This window comes from Aureimonas pseudogalii, from assembly GCF_014196835.1.
GTDB classification, from domain to species: domain Bacteria; phylum Pseudomonadota; class Alphaproteobacteria; order Rhizobiales; family Rhizobiaceae; genus Aureimonas; species Aureimonas pseudogalii.
Window position 1 is genome coordinate 1 of sequence record NZ_JACIEK010000005.1, and the last position, 24,037, is coordinate 24,037.

The 24,037-nt window shown below is 68.4% G+C and carries 27 protein-coding genes; 9 read left to right on the forward strand and 18 right to left on the reverse strand.

Annotation, left to right across the window (positions count from 1 at the left end):
- Positions 1–1,086 precede the first annotated feature (1,086 nt).
- The 5 genes from GGR04_RS10930 (at position 1,087) to GGR04_RS10950 (ending at position 6,476) form a co-directional block, all read left to right on the forward strand.
- Entirely contained in the window at positions 1,087–2,175 is a 1,089-nt protein-coding gene (locus tag GGR04_RS10930; RefSeq protein WP_246393114.1) for an AraC family transcriptional regulator, read from the forward strand.
- A 124-nt stretch (positions 2,176–2,299) separates the two neighbouring features.
- Entirely contained in the window at positions 2,300–3,415 is a 1,116-nt protein-coding gene (locus tag GGR04_RS10935) for an efflux RND transporter periplasmic adaptor subunit (RefSeq protein ID WP_183199922.1), read from the forward strand.
- Between the two features lie 4 nt (positions 3,416–3,419).
- Positions 3,420–4,136: an ABC transporter ATP-binding protein gene (locus tag GGR04_RS10940; RefSeq protein ID WP_183199923.1), complete on the forward strand. Its 717-nt coding sequence runs from the start codon at positions 3,420–3,422 to the stop codon at positions 4,134–4,136.
- On the forward strand, positions 4,133–5,275 hold the full coding sequence (locus GGR04_RS10945; protein WP_183199924.1) for an ABC transporter permease: 1,143 nt from the start codon (positions 4,133–4,135) through the stop codon (positions 5,273–5,275). The genes GGR04_RS10940 and GGR04_RS10945 overlap by 4 nt, the downstream gene beginning before the upstream one ends.
- A gap of 4 nt (positions 5,276–5,279) precedes the next feature.
- Positions 5,280–6,476, forward strand: a complete 1,197-nt coding sequence (locus tag GGR04_RS10950) for an ABC transporter permease (protein WP_183199925.1) — start codon at positions 5,280–5,282, stop codon at positions 6,474–6,476.
- Between the two features lie 445 nt (positions 6,477–6,921).
- Here the strand turns inward: GGR04_RS10950 and GGR04_RS10955 are convergent, their stop codons facing one another.
- From GGR04_RS10955 to GGR04_RS10975, 5 genes are read right to left on the reverse strand one after another with little or no spacing between them, the layout of a single operon-like run.
- Positions 6,922–7,662 carry a hypothetical protein gene (locus tag GGR04_RS10955; RefSeq protein ID WP_183199926.1) on the reverse strand — a complete coding sequence of 247 codons (741 nt, stop codon included), beginning with the start codon at positions 7,660–7,662 and terminating at the stop codon, positions 6,922–6,924.
- Between the two features lie 58 nt (positions 7,663–7,720).
- On the reverse strand, positions 7,721–8,191 hold the full coding sequence (locus GGR04_RS10960; RefSeq protein WP_183199927.1) for a hypothetical protein: 471 nt from the start codon (positions 8,189–8,191) through the stop codon (positions 7,721–7,723).
- Positions 8,188–8,739: a hypothetical protein gene (locus GGR04_RS10965; RefSeq protein ID WP_183199928.1), complete on the reverse strand. Its 552-nt coding sequence runs from the start codon at positions 8,737–8,739 to the stop codon at positions 8,188–8,190. Before GGR04_RS10965 ends, GGR04_RS10960 begins: the two co-directional genes overlap by 4 nt.
- Before the next feature lie 10 nt (positions 8,740–8,749).
- The gene (locus GGR04_RS10970; protein ID WP_183199929.1) at positions 8,750–10,636 is read right to left on the reverse strand and encodes a MobA/MobL family protein; all 1,887 of its coding nucleotides are present in this window, start codon (positions 10,634–10,636) and stop codon (positions 8,750–8,752) included.
- Positions 10,633–10,935 carry a hypothetical protein gene (locus tag GGR04_RS10975; protein WP_183199930.1) on the reverse strand — a complete coding sequence of 101 codons (303 nt, stop codon included), beginning with the start codon at positions 10,933–10,935 and terminating at the stop codon, positions 10,633–10,635. The genes GGR04_RS10970 and GGR04_RS10975 overlap by 4 nt, the downstream gene beginning before the upstream one ends.
- Positions 10,936–11,244: 309 nt before the next feature.
- Between GGR04_RS10975 and GGR04_RS10980 the strand changes: the two genes are divergently transcribed.
- Together GGR04_RS10980 and GGR04_RS10985 are read left to right on the forward strand one after the other, a co-directional pair.
- Complete coding sequence (locus GGR04_RS10980; protein WP_183199931.1) at positions 11,245–11,514, forward strand: hypothetical protein; 270 nt, start codon at positions 11,245–11,247, stop codon at positions 11,512–11,514.
- Positions 11,511–13,643, forward strand: coding sequence for a DotA/TraY family protein (locus GGR04_RS10985; protein ID WP_183199932.1), 2,133 nt, complete (start codon positions 11,511–11,513; stop codon positions 13,641–13,643). The genes GGR04_RS10980 and GGR04_RS10985 overlap by 4 nt, the downstream gene beginning before the upstream one ends.
- A gap of 73 nt (positions 13,644–13,716) precedes the next feature.
- Here GGR04_RS10985 and GGR04_RS10990 read toward each other — a convergent pair whose 3' ends face one another.
- The 13 genes from GGR04_RS10990 to GGR04_RS11050 form a co-directional block, all read right to left on the reverse strand.
- Positions 13,717–14,250: a hypothetical protein gene (locus GGR04_RS10990; RefSeq protein ID WP_183199933.1), complete on the reverse strand. Its 534-nt coding sequence runs from the start codon at positions 14,248–14,250 to the stop codon at positions 13,717–13,719.
- A gap of 1 nt (position 14,251) precedes the next feature.
- On the reverse strand, positions 14,252–14,398 hold the full coding sequence (locus GGR04_RS10995) for a hypothetical protein (protein WP_183199934.1): 147 nt from the start codon (positions 14,396–14,398) through the stop codon (positions 14,252–14,254).
- A 175-nt stretch (positions 14,399–14,573) separates the two neighbouring features.
- The gene (locus tag GGR04_RS11000) at positions 14,574–14,828 is read right to left on the reverse strand and encodes a hypothetical protein (protein ID WP_183199935.1); all 255 of its coding nucleotides are present in this window, start codon (positions 14,826–14,828) and stop codon (positions 14,574–14,576) included.
- A 60-nt stretch (positions 14,829–14,888) separates the two neighbouring features.
- The gene (locus GGR04_RS11005) at positions 14,889–15,158 is read right to left on the reverse strand and encodes a hypothetical protein (protein WP_183199936.1); all 270 of its coding nucleotides are present in this window, start codon (positions 15,156–15,158) and stop codon (positions 14,889–14,891) included.
- A gap of 56 nt (positions 15,159–15,214) precedes the next feature.
- A complete protein-coding gene (locus tag GGR04_RS11010) occupies positions 15,215–15,469 on the reverse strand; it encodes a hypothetical protein (RefSeq protein ID WP_183199937.1) in 255 nt (84 codons plus the stop codon).
- Between the two features lie 89 nt (positions 15,470–15,558).
- Positions 15,559–15,948: a hypothetical protein gene (locus tag GGR04_RS11015; RefSeq protein ID WP_183199938.1), complete on the reverse strand. Its 390-nt coding sequence runs from the start codon at positions 15,946–15,948 to the stop codon at positions 15,559–15,561.
- A 93-nt stretch (positions 15,949–16,041) separates the two neighbouring features.
- On the reverse strand, positions 16,042–16,422 hold the full coding sequence (locus tag GGR04_RS11020; RefSeq protein ID WP_183199939.1) for a hypothetical protein: 381 nt from the start codon (positions 16,420–16,422) through the stop codon (positions 16,042–16,044).
- Between the two features lie 95 nt (positions 16,423–16,517).
- A complete protein-coding gene (locus tag GGR04_RS11025) occupies positions 16,518–16,919 on the reverse strand; it encodes a hypothetical protein (RefSeq protein WP_056688249.1) in 402 nt (133 codons plus the stop codon).
- A gap of 89 nt (positions 16,920–17,008) precedes the next feature.
- On the reverse strand, positions 17,009–17,560 hold the full coding sequence (locus GGR04_RS11030) for a hypothetical protein (protein WP_183199940.1): 552 nt from the start codon (positions 17,558–17,560) through the stop codon (positions 17,009–17,011).
- Between the two features lie 93 nt (positions 17,561–17,653).
- Positions 17,654–18,229, reverse strand: coding sequence for a hypothetical protein (locus tag GGR04_RS11035; RefSeq protein WP_183199941.1), 576 nt, complete (start codon positions 18,227–18,229; stop codon positions 17,654–17,656).
- Position 18,230: 1 nt separating this feature from the next.
- Positions 18,231–18,539 carry a hypothetical protein gene (locus GGR04_RS11040; protein ID WP_183199942.1) on the reverse strand — a complete coding sequence of 103 codons (309 nt, stop codon included), beginning with the start codon at positions 18,537–18,539 and terminating at the stop codon, positions 18,231–18,233.
- Positions 18,540–18,551: 12 nt separating this feature from the next.
- Positions 18,552–18,998 (reverse strand): hypothetical protein, encoded by a 447-nt coding sequence (locus GGR04_RS11045; RefSeq protein WP_183199943.1) that lies wholly within the window; start codon positions 18,996–18,998, stop codon positions 18,552–18,554.
- A gap of 435 nt (positions 18,999–19,433) precedes the next feature.
- Positions 19,434–20,762, reverse strand: coding sequence for a hypothetical protein (locus GGR04_RS11050; RefSeq protein ID WP_183199944.1), 1,329 nt, complete (start codon positions 20,760–20,762; stop codon positions 19,434–19,436).
- 629 nt (positions 20,763–21,391) lie between these two features.
- Between GGR04_RS11050 and GGR04_RS11055 the strand changes: the two genes are divergently transcribed.
- On the forward strand, positions 21,392–22,228 hold the full coding sequence (locus GGR04_RS11055) for a hypothetical protein (protein WP_183199945.1): 837 nt from the start codon (positions 21,392–21,394) through the stop codon (positions 22,226–22,228).
- A gap of 96 nt (positions 22,229–22,324) precedes the next feature.
- Positions 22,325–24,037 (forward strand): ATP-dependent nuclease, encoded by a 1,713-nt coding sequence (locus GGR04_RS11060; protein WP_183199946.1) that lies wholly within the window; start codon positions 22,325–22,327, stop codon positions 24,035–24,037.

Sequence of the window (24,037 nt, forward strand, 5' to 3'; positions counted from 1 at the left end):
GCTGACCAGACCCGCTTCGCCGGCCAAGCTACCGCTAGCGCAGAGACCAACCCTGAACTAACTTTCCAACCGGACCATTCAGTGGGGGCCGATCAGCACCGCGCAGCCGCGACCTTGCTTATCATTCGCGCCCTGCGGGACGTCATCAGTCCGAAGCTGGTCCGCACAAAGCCGGCTGCCGCCCCGGTCCCGCATTATCTTTCAAGATAGCGCGAAACGTCGCCGGCAAGCGCAAGGCAAACCGTCAGCCGCCGTCAGTGCGTGACATATGCGGGATTCGAAAAGTCCTGCTGGCTGGAACTTTGATAGAATAGGGAACGAAAGACTCGATCACTCTATACTGAGGATCGACCATCAGCTCATGTCGACACAACCACTTGCCAAGAGCGCAAACGGGCGGTTCGGTCTGGCGGAGAGAGCGGGAGCGCTTCCTGCCGAATCCTAGAACCCTTTGACCACGCTTCGGAAATCACCGCCGGATGGGTATTTGAGTGGGTACGGACTCGGGTACAGGACACGGTCGGGCGTTGTCAACAATTCTGACGAGGACTCAGAGCACCGGAGCGGCGAGCATGGCGGTCGATCACGGCGACGCGGGAGTCTCGGGTGCGAGATCGGCTTGCCGGGTAGCCGCAGGAGCGACGCCGAAGGCGGGGCGGGATCGACTGCTCCCGACGAGCACTCCATTCTCCCGGTAGGGGTCTCCGGGACCCGTTGGCCTCCTCTCGATCCTTGGACCGTCCACGACGACGAAGAAGACGGTTCGGGCGGTGTCTAAGTGCCACCGAGGGGTCGAAGCGCTCCAGACGGCTCTCCTGCGAGCCTCCAGAGCGACGAGTCCTTGTCGGGTGGCATCTTTCCACCCCGGCAAATCCTTGCGGTGTGGCAAGCATGCCCATGCCGTTAGATGACCGACGGACTGCGCTTGTCCGTCCTCGATCGGCGAACGGGCAGGCAGACGCACCTCACCTCGTCGCTCGAACGAAGGTGCCTTGAACGGACCAAGCGTCGGGCATGACCTTTCCGCTCGAAGGGAGACGAACCGAACGGACCTTGGTATGCCTCGTGCCCATGCCGTCGATCCCGTTGCCGTTCGTCATCTCTCTGGTCCTGTGCCTCCTCCTTGTCCGCATGGTCCGGCAGGATGAAGGACGGCTCGGCCTGTTCCCGCTCCTCGTCGGGGCCTTCGCCCTTCAGGCGACTCTATCCGGCCTGAACTGGAGCCTCGGCTGGCACCCGGTCCGGCTCTTGCAGCCGATTCTCGCGGCCGTCCTGCCGGCTCTCGCCTTCGTCGCGTTCGAGCACCTGCGCCGCAGCGGCAGGCCCGACCCGACGCGGTTCTGGCCGCATCTCGCACCCGCCGGTCTCGTCGCCGGTCTCGTCGCCCTCCGGCGCGAGCCGATCGACCTCGTCCTCTTCGCGGTCTACCTCGGCTACGGGGCCGCGCTCCTGAGGATGGGCCGGGCGGGGCCGGGGGCGCTCGCCGCGACGCGCATCGGCGACGAACGCGTCGCCCATCGGGCGCTCGTCGCCCTCGGTGCTTTGCTCGTCGCCACCGCCTTCGTCGACGCCGCCGTCTCTCTCGACCTTGCCTTCGGCGGCGGCCGGCTCGCCGGGACGATCCTCACCGTGTCCGGCGTCCTGTGGCTCGCCGCCGCCGGCTATGCCGCGACCGCCGCGGAGGGCAGCCGCCCCGCGTCCGAACCCGACGCGATCCCGGACGCGCCGACATCGTCGACATCGCCGACGGCACCGATCGAGGCGGGGATGGAGGCCGGGCCACCGGAGGACGCCGCCATCGTCACGCGGATCGATCTCCTGATGCGCGAGCACCATCTCTACCGCGATCCCGACCTGACGCTCGAACGCCTCGCCCGCCGCGCGGGCGTGCCGGCCCGCCAGATCTCGGCGGCGCTGAACCGCGTCCATGGCCGCAACGTCTCGCAGGTCGTCAACGAGTACCGGGTGGCCGAGGCGCGCAGGCGCCTCGTCGATACGCGAGAGCCGGTGACGACCGTCATGCTGGAATCGGGCTTCGGGACCAAGTCGAACTTCAACCGCGAGTTCCTGCGCGTCACGGGCATGAGTCCGAGCGCCTACCGTCGGTCCAGCGGCGGCACCTCTGCCGAAGCGGCCCCGGCGGTCGGGACGCAATCGCCTGCGCCGACGTCCTGAGCTTTCTCGCAGGGGCCTGAGCGCCAAGGGGCTCCCGACCCCGCCCCGACCCCGATCGCGATCTCGGACGTCCTCGATCCTGTTCGAGGTCGAGGGCAGGGCGGCGACCCGCCATCGTCGGGGCATGAACGCACACGCCCATCCCGACCCCCGCCTGTCCGAGAAGCTCAGCGCTCTCTCCCTGACCCCGGCTCCCGCCGGCTCCCGTCCGCCGAAGCATCGGGGCGGACGGACCCTTTCCATCCTTTGCATCGTCGCGCTCACCGTCGCCGCCGCTGCCGTCCCGATCCTGTCGGGAGTCCGGCTCGACGCGGTCCTCGACAGCCTCGGCTCGCGTGCCGACGAAGCCTCGCGGCCGGGTGCATTGGCCTCCGATGAGGCAACGAAGGCGACGGATACCAAGGCGACTGCAACCCGCACGCCGACACCGCCGCCTCCCGCCGTGCCGGCCGTCACCGGCTCCGGCCATGTCGTCGCGCTGGCGGAGGCCATGGTCCATCCCCGGCGCGGCGGCACCATCGTCGCGCTCGACGCCGATGTCGGCGATCGGGTGCGGGCGGGCCAGGTCCTCCTGCGGCTCGACGATCCCGAGACGGTCTTCGCGCGGCAGGCCGCCGAGCTTGCCCAGGACCGCGCACGTCTCGTCCTCGCCGCCCGCCGTTTCGATCGGGACGAGGCGGATGCGAGCGCCCGGCGCATGGCGGGGCTGGCGAGGAGCGGCGCCGTCAATGCCCAAACGGCGATCGACACGGACGGCGCTGCCCGCCGGGCTGCCAACCTCGTCGATCAGGGCGCGCAAGACCTCGCCGGGGCCGACCTTGCTCTTGAACGAGCGCGACAGGCCGTCTCGGACCTCACCATCACCGCCCCCATCGCGGGGGTCGTGACGGCCCGGAGCGCGCGCCTCGGCGAAGCCATCCTCGCCCAGATCGACGCGCGGGGCGACGCGCCGCTCTTCACGATCACCGACCCCGATCGTCTCGGCATCGACGTCGACATCGCCGAGACCGCCGTTGCCGCCCTGCGGCCGGGGCTTCGAGGCGAAGCGGTGCTCGACGGCTATCCCGACCAACCTTTCGCCGTCGAGGTCGCACGGATCGCGCCCGTCGCCTCCGCCGAGCGCGGCACCGTGAGCTTACGCCTCACACCCCTCTCGCCGCCTCCCGGCATCCGCCCCGCCATGGCCGTGCGGGTCCGCATCGAAACGGATGTCGCCACCGCCACCAGTCAAGGACACTGAACCCATGAGCGCCGAGAACAGTCCCTTCATCGCCCTTTCGGGCGTCACCAAGAGCTTCGGCAGGGGGGAGGACCGGATCGCGATCTTCTCCGACCTTTCGCTCGACATTCCCCGCGGCGACTTCGTCGCGATCATGGGTCCGTCCGGGTCGGGCAAGTCGACCCTGCTCAATCTCCTCGCCGGCCTCGACGGCGTCGAAGCCGGCCGGGTGGCGATCGACGGATGCGACATCGGTGCGATGGGCGAAGGGGACCGGGCAAGCTGGCGGACGCAGACGCTCGGCATCGTCTTCCAGTTCTACAATCTCCTGCCCATGCTGACGGCGGCGGAGAATGTCGAGCTGCCGCTTCTCCTCAAGCCACTCTCCCGCCGGGAGCGGCGCGAGCGTGTCGAGACCGTTCTAGGCCTCGTCGGGCTGTCCGAGCGGGCACGGCACTATCCGCGCCAGATGTCGGGCGGGCAGCAGCAGCGCGTCGGCATCGCCCGCGCGATCGTCGGCGACCCCGCGCTCCTCCTCTGCGACGAGCCGACGGGCGATCTCGACCGCCGCTCGGCAGACGAGGCGCTGGAGATGCTCGGCCTCCTCAACCGCGAGCTCGGCAAGACCATCGTCATGGTGACGCACGATCCCGCCGCCGCCAAAGCCGCCCGGCGCACGCTCCATCTCGACAAGGGCGTGTTCCACGACGAGGTCGGGACCGGGGAGGGAGCCGCGCGATGAGCTTCTTCCGCCTCATGCGGCTGAACGCCTGGCGCCGGCCGCTGCGCACCGTCCTGATGATGCTCTGCGTCGCTGTCGCCTTCCTCATCCACGGCCTCGGCGCCGGCTTCCTCGCGGGTTCGCAAGGGTCGGGGGGCGCTGACGAGAGCCGCCTCGTCGTCGCCAGCCGCAGCGGTCGGGCGCAGCCCCTGCCGCTCAGCCACTTCGCCCGCATCGCGGCCGACCCCGACGTGGCATTCGCCGCCTACTCGGCCCGCATCCGGGGCTTCGTGGAAACGGAGCGGAACGTCGCCGTCGCCAGCGCCGTCGATCCCGCTTCCATGGCCGCGACGATGGGCGACGAACTCGGCCTGACGCCGGACCTCCTCGCCGGGCTGGCGGGCGCACGCGACAGGGTGCTCGTCGGCCGGGCGCTGGCCGAGACCATGGGCTGGAGCGTCGGCCAGCGGTTCGCCTTTACGCCGTTCCAGACGATGCGGGCGGACGGCGCGAGGACCTGGAGCTTCGAGATCGCTGGGATCTTCGACGGCGCGCGGACCGACGTCGACACGCACTTCATGTTGGCCCGCTACGACTACGTGAACGCCGCCCGGGCGCGGGACCGGGACACGGTCGACGGCATCGTCGTCGTGCCGCGCCCCGGCATGTCGCCGGGCGTCCTCGCCGCCCGGATCGACGCGATGTTCGCAAGCTCCGCGGCCCCGACGCGGACGCAGTCCGAGAAGGCCTTCCTCGAGGCGCTGATCCGCCAGATCGCCGATTTCGGGCTGATCGTGACCCTCGTCACCTCGGCCGCCTTCGTCACGATCCTGATGATCGTGGTCAACACCATGGTCTTCGCGATCCGCGAGCGGACGTTCGAGATCGGCGTCCTCAAGGTGCTGGGCTTCTCGCGCCGGCGGGTCATGGCGCTGGTGCTCGGCGAGACGCTCTTCGTCTTCCTCGTCGGGGGTCTCGCGGGCCTCGGTCTCGCCAAGGCCGGCTCGCTCCTCCTCGGCGCCGAATTCGGCCTCGCTCTGCCGCCGGTCGTCCTCGCCAAGGCCGTCGCCATCCTTCTCGCGCTCGGCCTTCTCGCGGGCCTCGTTCCCGCCATACAGGCCATGCGCATGCCCATCGCCAACGCCCTGAAGTCGAGGTAGCCGCATGTCCTCCCTTCCACGCCAGATGCTCGTCCTGACGAGAGCCTCGCTCGCCAGCCTGCCGCGCCGGACCGCGATCTCGCTTTCCATGGTCCTCTCGGTCGCCCTCGTCGTCGCCGTGCTGATCGGCTTCCTGTTCATGGCCGCCGGTCTTCGCCAGACGCTCGGCACCGGCGGCTCGCCCGACGTCGCCATCGTCCTCGGCGGCGGCACTCAGGAGGTCGGCTCCAGCATTCCCCCGGAAGCCGCCCGTAGCCTTGCGGCTGCCGGCACCTCCGGCGGCATCGCGGACGATCCGGCCGGACACCTTCTCCTCTCGCGCGAGATCCTCGTTCCGGTGGAGGCGACGGGCGTGGACGGCACGTCCCGGATGATCGCTCTACGGGGCATGGAGACGGCCGGCCCGGCCCTGCGCGCAAGCGCGTCGATCGGCGAAGGTCGCGTCTTCGCGCCGGAATCGCGCGAGATCGTGGTCGGCGCCCGTCTCGCCCGCGATCTCGGCGGCCTCGTGCCGGGGAAGACGATCCGCCTCGGCCCCGTCGACTGGACCGTCGCCGGCATCCTCTCGGCCGACGGCGGCATGGCGGAGTCCGAAATCTGGGCCGACCTCGATGCCGTCCGCTCGGCCTTCGACCGTCTGGGGGAAATCCAGACGCTGCGCGCCCGGCTCGCCGGGCCGGACGGCCTCGCCACGCTTCAGGCCTCCTTGCCGACGATCTCGACGACACCGTTGACCGTCGTCTCCGAGGCCGAGTTCCTGGCGGGCCAGTCGGCGCGGACGGAGCGCCTCGTCACCCTCTTCGGCTGGCCGATCGCGCTCCTCATGGCGGTCGGCGCAACGGCGGGCGCGCTCAACACGATGATGAGTTCGGTCTCCGACCGTTCGGTCGAGATCGCGACGCTCCGCGTCCTCGGCTTCAGCCGCGTGGCAGCCTTCACCGCGACCTTCACGGAGGCGGCGCTGCTCTCGCTTGCCGGAGGCCTGCTTGGCGCCGTCGCGTCCTGGGGGATCCTCGACGGCTGGCAGGCCTCGACGCTTGGAGCCAACGACACGCAACTGGCCTTCCGGCTCAGCGTCACGCCTCTCGCCATGCTTCAGGCCGGGACCTTGGCCCTCCTCGTCGGATGCCTCGGGGGGGCGCTGCCCGCCTTCGCGGCCACGCGGCTGCCGCTCGTCTCGGCGCTACGGGGCAACGGCTGAGGTGTCCGGGACTTGTTCGCTACGTCGTACCGACTTGGCGCTCGGCTGACAGAAGGTTGCCGAGTGGGTCCACCGAAGGAACTCAGAGTACCGGAGCGGCGAGCATAGCGACGGCATCGCCGGCGACGCGGGAGTCTCGGGTGCGAGATCGGCCCTCGGGGTAGCCGCAGGAGCGACGCCGAAGGCGGGGCGGGACCGACTGCCCCCGACGAGCACGCCGCAACCCCGTCAAGGGTCATCCCTGCCTCGTTGGCCTCCTCATGCGCTTCGGCGTTCCGGCAGGGCGACGAGAGCCGTTCCGGGGTGTCCGAGTGCCGCCGAGGGGTCGAAGGGCTTAAAACGGCCTTCCTGCGAGCCGCCTGAGCGACAAGTCGGAGGCGGGTGGCACTTTCCTGCTCCGGCGATCAACGCGACGTGGCAGGACCGCCCATGATGTCAGACGGCACTACCAGCGTTCGGGGAAGGCTTCGGGCGGCGGTGGAAGTTCCGTCAGAGGATCAATGCGCTTCCAGTCCCCGAACCTCGTCAGCATCTCGGTAGATCGCGATGAAACGCCTTGGCCGAGCGGATGTCCATGCGCCCAACGAACCACATGATCCCAGATGCGTCCGGTATGCCCAAGGCAATCGGAGAGCATGAGCTGACCGAGGCCGCCGTCATCCCCTAGAAGTTGCCAGGACTGCGGAACTGGATGGCCGCCGAGTTCACAGTGGTAACCGTAGTCGACGCCACGAAACCGCCCGTCCGCCGCTTTCCGCAATTTCGCTGGGGTAAAGAACGTCATTCGCTCCCCGTGGGTGCTGCGCAACCACCGAGCGGCTTCCTCGCTCTTGGTCTCGAAGGCCCAGGCGAGGTACTCGATCTCTACCAACTGGCGGATGAGCGCCGAACCCGCATAGGCGCGCCCATCTGCAATAAGGTCCGAGCTCGCGGAAACAAGTTCGCTTCCGATCCGGAGGAGCATGGAGACAGCAACGGTAGCGTCATCCCCGTGACCGAACGGCGACGTCCCGTTCGTCCGATCCGAGCCGATCAGGTGCCCAACTACGTGCAGTTCCCTGCCGACGTCGTGAAACACCTCGGAGGCGAAGGTAGCCAACCTATGGCGGGTCTCGATGATCGTTTCATTCAAGGCAGCCTCACGGATCGCCTGCCGCTGCGAATCAAGTTCCGTATGCTGTTCCATGCGGCATCGCTCCTACCCATAGCGGGACCTTAATGCCTCGATGGCTGGCCGCAACGCTTCAGACAGCCGCGAGGCTCCGCTTGCCCGTTCCCCGCGCCGCGAACCGCCCGGCGAGGGTTCCGCCCTCCGCTCCGGGTTCGCCGGACACGGCGGCGAGAAGACGCCGGCCGCGCGCGCGCCAGTCCGTCAGGCAGCGCGACGGGGCGCGATCGGCTTCGAGGTAGAGGCGTCGCCATGCGCTGAGGTCGTCGTCGGCGAGGGTGGCGAAGACGGCCTGGAGAAGGTCGTCGCGCGCAATCGAGAGGTCCCGGCCGAGGGTCCCGCACCATGGCTCCGAGGGCTGACGGACGCGACGCCACGCGCGGCCAGACGTAGTGGCCGTCACTTCGTCGGCGGCGAGCCACGCTCCGAGGCGGTCGTCGTAGACCGCCCACTCGGTCGCGCCACGGCCAGCGGCGCGCTCGCGGACGTACCGCCGCAGAGTGTTCGCGTCCCGGCGGGATTCGAGAGCGTCCGCGATGCCGGTCATCGGTAGTACCTGCCCGGCGCGTCGCCCTCCTCGTAGTCGCGGATGTCGTCGTCTGCCTCGTGCTCGGATTCGTCGCAGTCCTCGTCGCCGACGTACTCCACGCGGTCCTCCGCAAGGGCCTCGGCGTAGGACGCGAGATCGGCTGCGGCCTCTGCGACGGACATGCAGCTCCGGTCGGTGGTATCCCATCTCGACGCGCGGGCGAGGTCCGGCTCGCCGTGCCCGCCCTCGACGGATGCCCGCAGGCGATCGCGCGCCGCGTCGTCGCCCGCCTGCGCGGCGGCGTAGTCCGACACGAGCGCGGTGTCGCGGGCGAGGAGCGCGCGGCCGCGTTCCCGCCAGTCGGGCAGCCGGGCGGCGAGGTTATCGGGATCGGCATCCGCGATCCGATGCCAGTCGCCCGCGCGGAGGTCGGCCGCGAAGCGGCGGAGGTCTGGGTCGTCGCGCAGCGCGACGCCGTGACCGACGCGGGGGTCGGCCGCGAAGGCCTGGAGGTCCCGCACGATCTGGCGGGACCGATAGTCGGGGGCGAGGTCGTGGGCGGGCATCCTGGTCTCCTCAGTCGGCGATAGTCGAGCGTCGCCCGAATACGGGCGCGGCGTCCTGCGCCGGCGGCGGGGTGGCGGTGCCTGGCTTCGCCGGGCCCTCCGTGAGCCAGGAGCGTCCGGCCAGGCGATCGGCTTTCTGGCGTGCCAGTTCCGTTGCGCCGATCGAGCGGAACTCGCCGAGTACGGCGACGATCTCTTCGCGGTCGGCCTTCACGAGGTCGCGGCGCTGATCGTCGTCCAGATGGCCGGTCACGAAAGCCCGGAGGGCGGGTTCCAACTTCTTAAGGCTCGCAACGTCGCCTGCTGCCGCGCCGAGGAGGAGGTCGGCTTCGGCGGTCTCGGAGCGGACGGCGCGAAGTTTCGTCGCGGTGTCGGCAACGGAACCCGACTCGGCCGCCCAGGCTGCCGCAACGGCGGGCGGCGGTGTGTAGTCTGCGAGGGTCACGCCCTGGCGCTGGCACTCCAACCAGAGTCGGGCCTGAGCCTCGGCCGGCCATGGACCGTCCAGCGTCAAGCTGCCCGACCAGTCTTCGGCGGCCTTGCTGGCGAGAGCGCGCAAGGATTCGTCGCTGACGGGGCCGTGGAGGTCCACGTGATCGCCGCTGTCGAGGAGGCGGCTGCGTCCGCCGAGACCCACGCGGACCCCCGCGGGACTTTCCGTCACGTCGGAGAAGCCCCGGCGACGCCATTTGTCGGCCAAGCTGATCGCTTCGTCCTCGGAAACCACTGATTTCCTGCGGGTCTTGCCAGGCTTCGCGGCGGAGGCGGTGCGCTCAACGCGGTCGATGCCGTAGCCGGTGGAAGCGCTGATCGCTTCGGCGAGGGCGGCGGCGTTCTGAGAGCGCGGTCCCCATAAGGAGACGGTGCCGGACTCGTCGTCGCTCTCGACCCACGCGCCGTCGCGGAGGAGCGTCCTGGTTCGACGCGGGTCGCGTACGTCAACGAGGTACAAGGATTCGCCGATCGTGGGTGAGAGGACGGCATCGGGGAAACGGTCCTTCAACAAGCCGAGCTTGTAGTCCTGCTGGTGCGGTTCGCGGGTTTTGCGGGCGGGGGCGCGGGGGAATCCGCGGGCAGACAAAGCCATGATCTTCTCCGTTTCGATGAGTTCGTTTTCGATGCGTCGGGTCTCGCGAAGGCCGGTCACGACCGCTGATCGGCGATCGTGCGTCCGTCGACGTCGGACGGCGGCAACGCGCTGCTCGCCCATCGGCGGCTCGGGGGTCCGAGGGTCCCCGCGAGCCTCGTACGATCGTGAGTCCGCGCGGCGCTTGGAACCAGTGGCGCGGAGATGCGTGTTGATGATCGTCGCGACGCGCTCGCGCTCTCGCTTCAGGGCATCGCCACGGGCCCCGCCACCATGGCTCCCGCCGGATGTCAGGAGTGCGGAGACGGCGGCGTTCCTGGTCGAGGCGAATCCGGTCGGGGACGCGGGATCAAGTGCCCGGACCGTAATGAGGATGTGGACGTGCGGCTGCTCGCCCCTGTCCGCCGCGCGCGGCTCGTGGAGGGCGACGTCGAGCACGGCCCCGGCGGCGAGGTAGGGAGCGCCGACGTCGCCGATGAAGGCACCCCAGGCGCTGCGCGGCAGATCACGCGGAATCGCGATTTGCAGTTCTCTCGCGGTCTGGGCATCGCGGCGTTTCTCGGCAAGTTCGACGCGCGACCAGAGCTGCTCTCGGTCGTAGACCCAGGCGGCGGACCCGGCCGGGGCCATGACGTAGGAATCCGTGACTTGGCGCTTCCGACTGTAGTCCCACGTCTGCCCGGTGCGGGCATCGGTCAGACGCGCGGCGGCGCGGTAGGCGGCGGCCGCAACGCTACTCTTGCCGCGCGAGCGCTGGATGATCGACGCGCGGACGTGGCAAAGGGCTTCGTGGTCCAGAAGGGAGGTCACTCGTGGCCCCACTCCACTCCCGAGAAATCGAAGTCGCCGTCGGCGTAGAAGCCGAACTCGAGTTCGTCGTCCGCGCCGTAGTCGAGCGCGGCAAGTGTTGCGGAAACGTTCCGCCGCCTCTCCTCGCGCCGGGCGCGCTCGATGGCGCGGAGCCATGTGTCCCGCACTTCGTCGCGATAGTCCGTCAGCGCATCGCGCTCGCGCGACGAGATAGCCACGCCCGCATTACGCTGGAGCGCCGAGGCATGGTGCCAGGCTGCTCCCGCGGCTTCGACGATCCGGCGATGGGTGGACGGCATGCGATCTCTCCTCGTCGGCGACGGGGAGGTCCTGGCCCGCAGGGCGCGAAAGTTGAACGCAGTCCAACTTATAATCGCGCCTTCGCCAGGAACTGGTTTCCCCACGTCGATGCTTGGGCGCCGATTTGCTCGACGCAAGCGGATGCCTGACGCTTGTCCTCGGGCGTCCCGCTTGGGGCGCCTCCGGGCCTCGTGAAACCTCGGAAAACCGATGGGAGGCCTGATCGACGGGGGCGGACTCTTCCGCTCCACGAACGAGGAATCCGCCGGCGGAATGGCTGACCGGCGTGACGGGGGAGGACAGGTGCGATGGTTGTGGACTTGGCAAAGCTCGGGCAGCGGAAGGCGCGGCTTGAGGCAAGCCTCGCGGCGGCGACGACGACGCTACGCGATGCTGAGCGGCGGGCGGATTCGCGCCGCAAGATCGTGGCCGGTGCGGCTCTCCTATCGGCCGTGCGGGAAGGTGCGGTCCCGGCCGAGGTGCTGGTGACACTGGTCGCACGGATGTCGGCTCGCGATGCCGAACTCTTCGTCGGCAGCACGTCGGCCGCGCAGCACGACGTGGAGCCGAGCCAGTGAATCCCGCCGACCTCTTTCGCGAGCCGCCGGCGACGGATGTCGCCTGGAAGATCGCGACGACAATCCTGCCGATGGGCGACGACGTGACGGCATTCGCGACCGTCATCCGCTACCTCTCGGCGACGCTCGTCGTCGTCGCCACGATTTACCTCGGGTACTCGATCCTGATGGCGATCGTGCGCGCGGCGAGGAAGGGCGAGGCACTGTCCGACCAGCAGTCGGGCGCCATGGCGATGGTCCGCGTGGTCGTCGGACTCGGGTGTCTCGTGCCGATCGGCGCGGGCGGTCTCTCGACGGTCCACTACATCTTGAGGGATGGATTCGTTCGCCCCGGGATCAACGCCGCGAACGCGGCGGCGGGGTCGGCCGCCGAATTCATCTTGCGCGACGGCCATCCGCTGTCGCCGGTCTCGGCGGGCGGGCGCGACGTCGTCCTCGCGGTGGTCGAAAGCGAGGTCTGCGCGCGGACCTACGCGGTGTCGCGGACGTGGCAGGTGATCGACGGTGCCGGGGCGGCCGCGCAGCCGTCGCCGGCCGGAGAGGAGGTCCGTTCGCCGGCTCGGGAGTCTTGGTTCCCATGGGGGACCGACGAGCCGGAACGGGTGACCGGCTACGCCTGGGATTGGGGTCGGGCCTGCGGGTCCCTGATGCTGACGACGGCGGCCGGGTTCGGAGACGGGGCGTTCGGTGCGGCCCGTCGTCAGGCGGTCGCGACCGTGGTCTCCGAGGTGCGCGCGCTGCCCTTCGTCGATCGTCTCGCCGAGGCCGCGCGGACGGCATCCTCGACGCATGTCGCCGGGCCAGACGCGGACGCGGCCTATGCTGGACTTGGCATCCTGCGATCGGCCGTCGACGCCGAGCTGCGCGCTGCGGGCGAGCGGTACGACAGGGGCCTCTCGAAGGTCGCAGCGGGCCTCTCGACGGGCGACGACGCCGGCATGAGGCAGACCGTGCTCCGGGACATCGAGGAGCGCGGATTCTACGCGCTCGGCTCGTACTACAGGGTGATGGCGCATGCCTCCCTCGCGTCCGCCGAGGCGGTGTCGGAGCGGGCGCAGCGGACGGCGCCGGACCCGGCCGCGTGGGAGTCCATGGCAGGTCCAGTCGGCACGGCGCTGGCGCTCGTGGACGGCCAGCTACGGCGGGAGTCGGCGGTCTCGGCACTGGCGACCGGAACCGAGCTCACGGGCAAAGCCGCCGAGGGCGGGAACTTCCTGGCGACGATCGAGCAGTCGGTCACGGTGCCTCTGACCGACTATCTGACCGGGTACGAGGGGCCGCGCGCCGATCCGATCGGGGACCTCATGAGCCTCGGCGGCATCCTCATGGTGTCCGCGCAAGCGGCGTGGGGGCTGGCGCTCGCGGCCTACACCGCGTCCGGCATCTTCGGCGGGATCGGCGGCGGCGTCCTCGACTTCCTGATGATCGCGGGTTGGCCGATCATCGGCGGTGCCTGGGTCGTCGGCGCGATGCTGGCCTACGTGGTCCCGATCATTCCATTCGTGTTCATGACGTTCGCGCTCGTCGCCTGGGCTTGGGAGGTGGTCAAGGCGGCGATCGCGGTCGTGATCTGGGCTTTTCTGCATGTACGGATCGACGAGCCGGAACTCGTCGGACAGGCGCAGAAACAAGGCTACATCAGCCTGCTCGTCGGGATCATGCTTCGACCCATCGTCACGGTCGCCGCCTTCGTGGCGATGCACATGATGAACATCACGATCCTCAACATTTTCCTTACCGGATACAACGCCGCCTTCAAGGGATCGCAGGTCGGATACACAATCGGGGGAACCGGGGTGCTGATCTCCGTCGCGGTGATGCTGTACGTCGAGTGGCAGATCATCCTTTGGAGCTACAAAACGGTGACGACGATGCCTCAGAAGGTGGCGGAGTTCATCGGCTATTCCGCGTCTGGATGGGGCGACGACGACGCTGGATCGTCAGTGGTCGGCGCGATCTCGGGCGGGCATCGGCACGTCCCGAAGCCCGGCTCCGGGAAGTCCGGCAAGGGCGGAGGCGGCGACGACGCCGCGAAGGGCGCTACCGAGAGCGCGGCCAAGCTCGGGGCCTCGGCGGCAGGCGGTCCGGCCGTAGGTGCAGCGGCGGGGGCGGCGGCGGACAAGGTGTAGGCCAGAAGTCCGGTACGGTCGGCGAACGAAAGGGTACCCGCGTGGGTGCCCTTTTCTCGTTCTGCCAGTGCCGCTACAGGATGGCATAGATGTCGCCTCCGCCGGGACCCGCCCCGGCCTCCCGCGAGGACGCGAAGGCGCGGGTTCCGATGGTGATCGAGAGGCCGGCGCCGCCATCGACACCGATCGGCTGCCCGAGAAGCGCCTCCCGCCATCGATTGACGGCGTAGGATCGCACCTCGACGGCGCGGCAGGCCGACAGGGGCAACGATGCCTCGCGATACCACCACGCCGCTGGCGATGCGCTCTTCGCGGCTTCGAGCCGCTCGACGTGGTCGGCGGTCCAGCCCGGCAGGCTGTCGCGGGTATCCGCCCAACGAGCGAAGTCAACGGCATCGAGGACGAAGCGGACGTGCCAGAGCGCACCGCGGCGCCAGTAGTCGCCACGGTGCGCGCTTGCCGTCCGGTCTCCCTGCGGGTCCGACGTCGCCCACAGGAAGTCCGGCTCCGGGAATCCGCCGATGGCATTCCGACCGGGACGAAGCTCGCCACTCTGGATGATCCAGGGCAGGCGGGCCGTGTCGCTGTAGTGGTAGAGGACCGTCATCCTAGCGGACGAGGACCCAGATGGCCGCGACCATCAACGGGAAGCCGAGGAGCATGATGACCGGGGAGGCCATGAGGGCGAGGACGGCGAGGCCACGAAGCCAGCGGTTCTCGATGCCTGCGGTGATTGCGAGTGCTGCCGATCCCATGTCCGATCTCCTGTCGTTCTCTTGGCCGCCCCTGTGGCCGTTCCGGCCTCGCTTTGCGGCATCCCCGCCGGGGGTAGCTGCCTCGGCCGCGCAGCGATCGACGCCCCGCGCTTGGGCATGAGCGTCAGCCCCGGAAGAATGCCGTAGAGGTGTTGAGGAACGGCGTCCAGGAAGGTCAGGATTCGATCGGATCGGGCTTGCAGGCAGTACGGATCGCGTCGCGGAGTTCGTAGGTCCCGATCATCGCGAAGAGTCCTCCGCAGAGCCAGTAACCGGACGCGAGGGTGACGTCGCTCAAAGCGGGTCCAGTGTTGAAGAGCGCGACACCGTAGACGACGGCAATAGCCCCGCCGAGATACCCGGCGAGGCTGAGAAGGCGGCGTAGTGCCGTTCGGCGGCAGAGGGCGAGGACAAGGGTCGTCGGTAGCATGGGGGGTCTCCTGAGTGGGTCAGGAGACCAGCGTGCGGGCGGTCGGCGACGGCGTCCAGGTCAGGCGGCGAGGATGTCGCCGACGAGGGCAACCGCGGCCACAATGGCGCATGCCTTCGCATCGTCCATCGTGGCCGCGATGCCGTGAAGCAGGGTATCGTCGGCCCGGCCGACGATGGTCCACACGTAGCCGTCCGCGGCACGCGACGGCTCGATCTCGACGGAGAGCAAGACGCCGCCGATCTCGATCTCGGCCCAGGCTGCACCGACAACGGCATTGCGGTCGGTCTGGCCAGGGAGGTTCACATCCCAGACGACGGGCAGGAGCATGCCTGCCTCGATCGCGCGAAGGGTGGCGGGGAGCTGGAGCTTCATGCGCGCGGCTCCTACATGTACCTCGACGGGCCGTCGAACTCGGCCGCGCGGAAGGTGGGGTTCTCGGCGCGCACGATGGCGCGCTGAGCGTCGTTCAGGCGGTCCCAGGCTGCTTCGTTGGCCTCGTATCCGGTGCCCTCGAGTCCGTCGTACCGCGCCAGCGCGAGGCACAGCGTCAGCCACTCGCTGGTCGATGCCGTTCCGTAGTCGCTGATCGTCCGCTCGCCGGACTTGATGGCCGCGATCGCGGCGGATTCGCTTCTCATGGTCGATGTCTCCGGAAGGAAAGCCCTTCGCCGAGCCGTCGCGCTGCGCGGCGGCCGGGAGAAGGGCGGGCAAGATGCCCGCCGCCTCGTCAGCCCTTCGCGGCCCGATAGACGCCCGTTGCCGCGTCCGCCTCGCGGGCGATTTCGGGATGCCGCGCGCGGACACGCTCCGCCCCGTCGCTCGTGCCGCCCCACATGCCCCGGCCGTACTCGTCCATCGCCACCCGCCACCAAGCCTGTCGCGTGCTGTCGAGCGCGATGTCGGTGTCGCCCAGCGGGATCGCCGCGCCCTGGGTGAGGACGAGGAAGAGGCGCGCCATCGCGCGGCCCGATGAGCAGCCCGCCGTCCCGCCCGTGGCGAAGGCCAAAATCTGGTCGGCGACCGTACCGGACTTCCGGCCTACGGTCTGGAGGTCCAAGGCGTGGCGGATCGCACCCGCGCGGACGCGCGGGGGCATTGCAGTTTCAACGATGTCCATTGGTTCTCTCCGGAACTTCGCGTCCCGCTGCGGCGCCGGTGATCCCCGGCGGCTTGGTGGAGGGCGGCGGGCGCGAGGCCGCCGTGGTCGTAGTCAGGCAGCCTCACGCTGCTCCCACATCTCGGCGGCAAGATCGCGCGGCTCCCAGATGTAACGGCGGTAGAGGTCCATCCTCGCCGCGATGTCGTCGGGCCGGCTCACGACCGAAACCGTGCCCTGCCTCTCGGCGGGCGGGTAGAACATGGCGATCGCCTCGCCGTCGTCCACGCAGAGGTGGACGGTCCAGCCGTGCGGCATGCCGACGACGTGATCGACAGCGATGCCGGTCATCGTGTGGGGGTATGCGTCCGACCAGAAACGCGGGTCCTTGGAGCGCAGGTGGACGCGCATCCAGTCGGACAGGGTGTGCCACCTGTCGGCATAGGGCGGCCGATCGCCCTCGCGCGAGGGCGTCAAATCTTTCTCGATGTCCATGGGGTGTCTCTCCGGAACTCCGCGTCCCGATGCGGCGCCGGTGATCCCCGGCGGCTTGGTGGAGGGCGGCGCACCGTAGCCCGCCGGGGTCGGTGTCAGGCAGCCCTGGCTTCGCGCCGCTCCCACATCTCTGCGGCGAGGTCGTGTGGCTCCCATATGTATCGACGGTAGAAGTCCTTGCGCGCCGCGATGTCGTCGGGCATCTGCACGACCGAGACCGTGACAGAGCGATCGGGCGCGAAGAAGAACGCGCGGACCTCGGCGCGGACCTCATCGTCGCTGTCGATCACGAAGAGCTGGACCGTCCACCCCCTCGGCACGCCTGCGACACCTTCGATCTCGGTCCCGGTGACCTCGTGGGGAAATTCGGCGGTCCAGTAGCGCGGGTCCTTGGAGCGCATGTTCACACGCATCCAGTCGGACAGGGTGTGCCACCTGTCGGCATAGGGCGGCCGATCGCCCTCGCGCGAGGGCGTCAAATCTTTCTCGATGTCCATGTTGTCTCTCCGGAAGTCCGCGTCCCGTTGCGGCGCCGGTCAGCCCGGCGGCTTGGTAAAGGGCGAAGGGCCGTAGCCCGCCGGGTTCGTCAATTCACGGAACGGCGGTCGGGGGCGGTGATGTCGATCTCGGCTCCCTCCGTTGCTGCCATGAGGCCCAGCCGGGTCATGAAGGCCGTTGCCTCCTCCTCCGTCGAGAAGCGCTCGATGGTGTAGCGCTCGCGGCCGAACTCCTCTGGCCCGACCTCCCGCACGACCGCGTCCGGATACGCCGTGACGAGGAAGAACGGCCAGTTCGGCTCAGACGGCACGTAGAGGTAGACCGTTAGGTCCGACACCCGCAGTCGGCTCCGCCGGGAGCAGGTACGGTCGGGGCCGTCGCGGAAATCGACGAGGTCGCCGTTCACCGGGACGGGCTTCTCCAGAGCGGCGAGCAGCGCCGCGCGCTCACCCGGCGTCTCCACGTAGAACAGCTTGTACGGCTGCTCGAACGACGCGGGGAGCCGCCCGATGAGGAGGTCGGGCATCCCGTCCATGTAGCCGGGATACCAAAGCGTCGGCATCCAGGCGGAGAGCGGCTTCGTCAGGTCAAGTTCGTCCGTTCGGGGCGGCTGGATGCCGCCCGCGGGATGCAGGTTCATTGATATCTCCAGTGGTTGGGAAGGTCTTTCGCCCTTCATCCCAGGGCCGGCTGCGGCCTTCGGATGAAGGGCGGGCATGAAGCCCGCCGCTGTTCAGGCGTCGTCTTCGGCAGCGTCCTCGCGGACCTCCCGCAGGAAGGCACCGACGTTGCCGACGAGCACGATCTCCTGCGCGACGGCATCCGCCCTGAGCGCTTCTTCGATCCGGACGAGGTCGTCGTCTGTCGTGTCCGACGCGATGCCGAGGTCGCCCGCCGAGTCTCCGACGTGGTCCACGACATGTTCGATGCGGGCGCCGTCGTTCTCCCCGAACCCGCGCCGTCCCGCTTCGGTCCTCATGCTCTCCAGGAGTTCCAGGGCCTCCTCGTTGAAGGTGCCGTCCGCCACACCGTCGAAGATCGCTTTGAGATCGGTCGCGAGGCGACGGAGGAGTTCGACCAGCGCATCGCGGCGGATGCCGCCGTAGACCGGAACGAGCGCCTTCGAGAACCCGTCCTCGACGGGGCTGTAGGGGTCCAGGATGTCCGGCATAAGTGCGAGCCATCCGGAGGGGAAAAGTCCGATCGCAGCCGTTCGCGGCTCGTCGGAACCGTAGGCGTGGAGCGGCGCGTCCCAGGCCCGCCCGCTCTTCTCGAGGTGCTCGATCGTGCTCTCGATCTGCGAGCGCATGTCAGGCCTCCTCGACTTCGAAGAAGGCCTCGACGGTCTCCGCGTCGGCGTTCTCCTCGGCGAAGTCGCGGGCCTCCTCGACGGTGACGGGGATCAAACCCTCGCCACCGGTCAACCCATCGCTGACACGCTTCCCCCAGCGCGAGCGGGCGCCGCCCTCTCCGGCGAGAAAGAACGCACCTTTGGACGTGCGGTACAGGGCGGTCTCCTCGGTGCTCCAGTCGCCCGGACGCCCCTTCGAGAGACGGCAGATTTCCTCGGCCTTGGCGGTGTCGTAGCGCAGTCCGCCGACGACCTTGGTGATGTGCATGGTCGCTCCGCCTTAGAGAACAGGTGCGGCGTCGATGATCGACGCGGCAGAGGGGATGGGGAGGCTGGTGCCCTTCGCAAGCTCACGGGCGGCGCGCAGCGCCTTGGCGGCGGTGTCGTGCTGCTCGGCGGTCATGCGCTCCTCGCTGTCCGTGTCGAGGACAAGGAAGTAGCGGCGATCGTAGTGGCGGTTCCCGCCGCTCGTGACGTAGTCGCCGCCGAGCTCGATGACCTGCCCCGGCTGCACGTCGGACACGTCCACCGTCGCCCCGCGGGCGGCGAGGAACGTGCGTTGCATGCGGGCGGCGTTCGGGCCGCTGAGGACGGCACCCCAGTTCCGGCCGCGCTTGTGGCTCACGAACGCGGGGTTTTCGAGCGCCCCGCCGTCCAAGGCGATCACCTCGCCCCGGGTCGTCTGCGCCGCGTCGCCCGCGGCCTGCATGTCGTCCACGTCGGACATCGCATTCTCCTATCAGGTTGCATCTTCTCGATCGACGGACTTGCCTGCGACCAAGCGGCTCCGTCACCTCCTAACGTGCCCCGCGTCCGTCCCGCCGTGCAATTGATTTATTTTATAAAATTCAGCAGATACAGACACTTGTACCAATTTGATTACTTGAAATATCTTGCTCGAAACGAGGATACGGAGGGCATCTGGAAGGACGCATACAAGGATTCGATCGGAGGAAAAATCCTCGAAAGGACCGGATTCCGGTAAGAAATTCTCAGTAAGAATTCAGATTGCAATCAGGGGTAATCATTGACAAGAACTCGAATTTTCGAGGGATCGCGCTTTGATTGCACCTGCGCGTTGACAAGGATTCGCGGCGCGATGGCAAGGATTCGCGGCCGTGTCAGTCCTTTCCGGCCATGCCGACCGGACGGTGCCGATGGCCTAGAACGGCGCGCCGTACTTGATCCAAGAGTCTGCGGACCAAGTTCCATCCCGCTCCTCGCGGGCGAGGCGGTCGCACAGTTTGAGCGCGGTGCTGCCGTCGATCCAGCCGTCGGCATCGGATACGTCGACGATCGCTTGGAATGCCTCGATCCGGGCGCGCGCATCGTCATCGAAGCATTCGATGAAAGCCACGCCGCGCGACTCGAACGAGAGCAGGGTCTGCACCGTGTCAAAGGCGGAGCGGCCCCAGCATCCATCCTCCTCCAGCATCGTAATGCGGCAGCCGATCTCGCTGAGTGCATGGCTGACGGTCGGCTCCGTCCGGATGCCCCATTTCCCGACGGCCGCCAGGGCGAAGAAGGACGGAAGGTCATTGCACCAGTGGTTGATGCTGCCGCTGATCCGATGAGCGAAGTGGTAGATGCCCATGACCGCGCGTCCGTCATGCACGAGGCGCTGGATGGCAAGGAAGTCCTCGAACACGTCTGGACGGTCGCCACCCCTGAGGGAGACGCGGAGGGTAGCTATCAGGCCCCTGACCTCGGCGGACTCCCAGAACAAGCCCTTGTCCCGCGGGACGGGGAGAGGCGCGACGCGGCCGGGCTTCTCGGCCGCGGCTGCCAGGCGAGCGGCGGCATCCTCGGGCTTCCATTTTCGGCCGCGGCGGAGGGCCAAGAGGTCGCCCTTGGCAACGACATGGAACGACAGCAGCGCAAGCGGCGCGAACGCCTTCAGGAGCCTCTCTCGCCGCTTGCGACGGGCGGCATCCGTCTCCGCCGGGTCCGACCATAGGCGAGCCGCGATGTCGCTCGCGCGAAGGACGCAGAAGCCATCGACGGGGAGGAGCGCCTCCGCGATCTCGTGAAGGATGCGTCCGTGCCCGTCCAACGCGGCCACGCGGGCGTCGCGCTTCGGAGCGCCCCGGCCCGTCGCCAGCGCGCGCGATGCCTTGCGCTCGCTCACGTCGAGGTGCTGCGCGACGGCCTTGGCAGTCACCGGTTGTCCAATTTCCTCAAGGTAGTCGGGGACGACGGCGCTGATGATCCTCTTCTCCACGGCGCGTCCCTCGGCTGTCGTGCGGGGCGCCGGCCGAGAACGCTTCTGGCCGTACCGCTCGACCATGTAGCGCGCGACATCGTTCGCCGTCCGCCCGAGCTGCGCGTCGGAGAGGTCGCCGCCGTCCGGTCGCCCTTCGCGCCAGTGAGTAAGGGCCGATGCGCCCCACGCGGCGATCTCACCCGCCTGGCGCTCGGCCTTCGGCATCCTGCCCCAGCGCTCGTATGCCTGCGCGCGAAGCCACTCGAAGGCCTCCGGCGCTATGCTCATGCCTTGACGGGTGCGGCTCGATCGCGCATCGTCACCTCCACAGAACCGCATCAAAGACCCGGCCGGGACGGCAATCCCATATGGCCGGGTCATTTGCGTTTCAGGGTCAGGCCCGGACGGGCCTTCGTCAAGCGCCCGACTGCGTCGGCCGAAGACGGGCCGACCGTCGCTCCGCTCCTAACGGCCCTACCCAAAGACCCTCCCTAACTAATAAAGGCATTTCGGCGAAGACGGCTGTCACGCCGGGTAAGAGCCTGTAGCGTATCGCGATTTTCGGAAATCGGCTCGTCACATGGCCGGACGTCGAAGGCGCAAAACGCTTCGAAAGTCGAAACATTCGGTTCGAAACTCCCGAACGCTCGACCATCTCCATTGTTCGAGAATCCCGAACCGTCGAACCATCCGGCTTCGTGTTGTCGTTCGATAGTTCGGGATGTTCGAACTAACCGCTCGGTCGTCGATCCGGCCTCGGTCACGAACGTTTCGAAACTCGAAGCATCTAGTTCGGGATTCCCGAACCGTCGAAGCTCCGCGTTTCGGCGTCGATCCGTGAGAATGCGAGTGGCTTCGGCAACCGAAGGTTTCCTCGATCGTGGCAGGGTGACGGCTCCACGATCGACGGAGTCCTCATGCGTCTAGCCGCCAGCGTCCTGACCATTGCCGCCATGCTCGCCCTGTCGCCCGCCGCGATGGCCGGTCCCGATCTGTCGCGGTCGGTCTCGGCGGGGGCGGAGCGGGGTGCAGCCGCCTTCCGCGGCATCTACGGCGAGGGCGGGATCAGCGGCGCCGCCGAGGCGGTCGAGACGTGCTACGGGTCCCTCAAGAGGACAGCAACCGTGGAGAAGCTGGCGGAGTGCGCCGCGCTCGACATCACCGCCGCCAACGTCGATGGGCAGGCGGTCGCGAGCCTGGGGGTTCCTGCGTATTCTTTCTTCTCCGGACCTAAGCTCGAACGGCGCGTCGGCGCCGGAATGAAGGCTGCGGGCCTGACCAAGGCCGAGCGCGCCGCCTTCGATCGCGCGATCATGGCGGCGCTGGGCGGCGGGGAGGAGGAGCCGACGCCGTCCTCGTCGACAAAGGCCGACGTGGTCTCCCTGAACTCGCTCGACGGCCTGCCATACGACCACAACGGGTCCGAGATGATCGTCGACGCCGGGAAGGGTGTGATCGTGTACGCGAAGCCAAAGGCCTCGATCGCCGGGACCGTGAAGCCGGGGACGGTGCTCTACCGCGGTCGGCCGTGGAGCCTGGACCCGAGGTCGGTGCCGATCCGCGGGACCGCCTTCGTCTACAAGAAGGGCTGCGCGCCTGCGCCATACGAAGTCCGGGGGGAGTACCGGGGCCAGGGATTCAGCCTGTCCGGGGCCGCCCCCGTCCGGTCGAAGACCTCGTGCGACATCACCGGCGTCAGCACCTCGTCGGGGAACGCGAGGCTGGCGTTCGAGAGCACGTACATGGACGAATGAAGTTGCAGGGCCACTGACAATCAGGCCCGCGTGGCGTAACTGATTCCTCCATGACGTGGTCGGCACTCTTGCGGCCAGCATGGAGCGCCTCGCGACATGACCCGCATCAGGAAGCTAAGCGTGCAGAATTTCCGAGGGATCCGCTCGCTCGAGTGGCTTCCGGAAGAAGGCATCAACTGCCTTGTCGGTCCCGGCGACAGCGGGAAGTCGACCGTCCTCGAAGCGATCGACCTATGCCTTGGTGCGCGCAGGGCGCCACAGATCGGGGATGCCGACTTCCACCTGCTCGACTGCGGGCGCGAGATCGTGATCTCCGCCACGTTGGGGGCATTGGACGGAAACCTCATGGCGCTGGAGTCCTACGGCCAGTTCCTGCGCGGCTTCGACCGCACGGTCGGCCTGCTGGAGGACGAGCCGGGGCAGGGCCTCGAGACCGTGATCACCGTCGAGATGCGGATCGGCGAGGACCTCGAGCCTCAGTGGTCGCTGGTCTCGGACCGCGCGTCCCGACAAGGGCTGACCAAGAACCTGTCTTGGGGCGACAGGACACGCATCGCGCCGACTCGGCTGGCGGGAGCCGGCGGCCATAATCTCGGCTGGCGTCGCGGATCGGTCCTCAGCAAGGTTTCCGACGAGAAGGTCGATGTGTCTTCCGTGCTGAGCCGGGCAGCACGCGACGCCCGGACCACGTTCGGCGAGGAGGCCGCGAAGGACCTCGCCTCGGCGCTCCAGTCCGTCCAGGGCCTGTCAGATCGGCTGGGGGTGCCGGTGGGCACTGGGGTCACGGCAATGCTCGACCCGCGATCGATGGACATCCGCAGCGGGACCGTGTCGCTACACGATTCCGACGGGGTCCCCCTCCAGGGCCTTGGGCTTGGCTCGTCCCGTCTTCTGGTCGTCGGCTTGCAGAGGCTCGTCGCCGAACAAGCATCCATGATCCTGGTGGACGAACTCGAGCACGGACTGGAGCCGCACCGCATCCACCGCCTACTCTCGGAACTGGGGTCGAAGGAGCAGGTCCCGCCGCTCCAAGCCTTCCTGACGACCCACTCGCCGGTCGCGGTCAAGGAACTCACGACGCATCAGCTCCAGGTCGTCCGACGCACCTCGTCCGGAGAGGTGTCGATCGTTCGGGTCTCGGTCGCGGGCGACGTGCAGGGTGCCGTGCGGCTCGCGCCCGACGCGCTCCTGTCGCGGTCGGTGCTGGTCTGCGAGGGAGCGACGGAGGTCGGGTTCGTCCGGGGCCTCGATCGCTACCGGACGGATCACGGCTATCCATCTTTGACCGCCCATGGTGTCGGCTTGGTGGACGGTGGCGGAAGCAACACCTTCGCGCGCGCCTCAGCGTTCATCGCCATGGGCTATCGCACCGCCGTCCTTCGGGATAGCGACAGGCCGTCTGGACCCGAGGAGGGCGCGTTCCTCGCTCAGGGCGGCGAGGTGTTCGCTTGGCGGGCTGGCCATGCTGTTGAGGACGAACTGTTCCTCGGCCTCGGCGACGCGGCGGTTGGCGCTCTGCTGGAGAGCGCAGTCGCGATGAAGGAGGCCGATCTCGTCGATCAGCACATCAAATCGACTTCGGCAGGGAGACACGGACTAGAGCATCTACGTACCTTGATTGCCTTCGGCGGGCTGGGCCTCGACGAGCGGGGTGCGCTGGCATCCGCCGCGAAGAAGGGCGGCTGGTTCAAGCAAATCACCGCTATGGAAGACGCGGCTCATGACGTAGTGGGGCCGAACCTCAGGACGGCCGACGCTCAGTTGACCAAGGTCGTAATCGATGCGTTCAAATGGATCGACGGAGTCTAA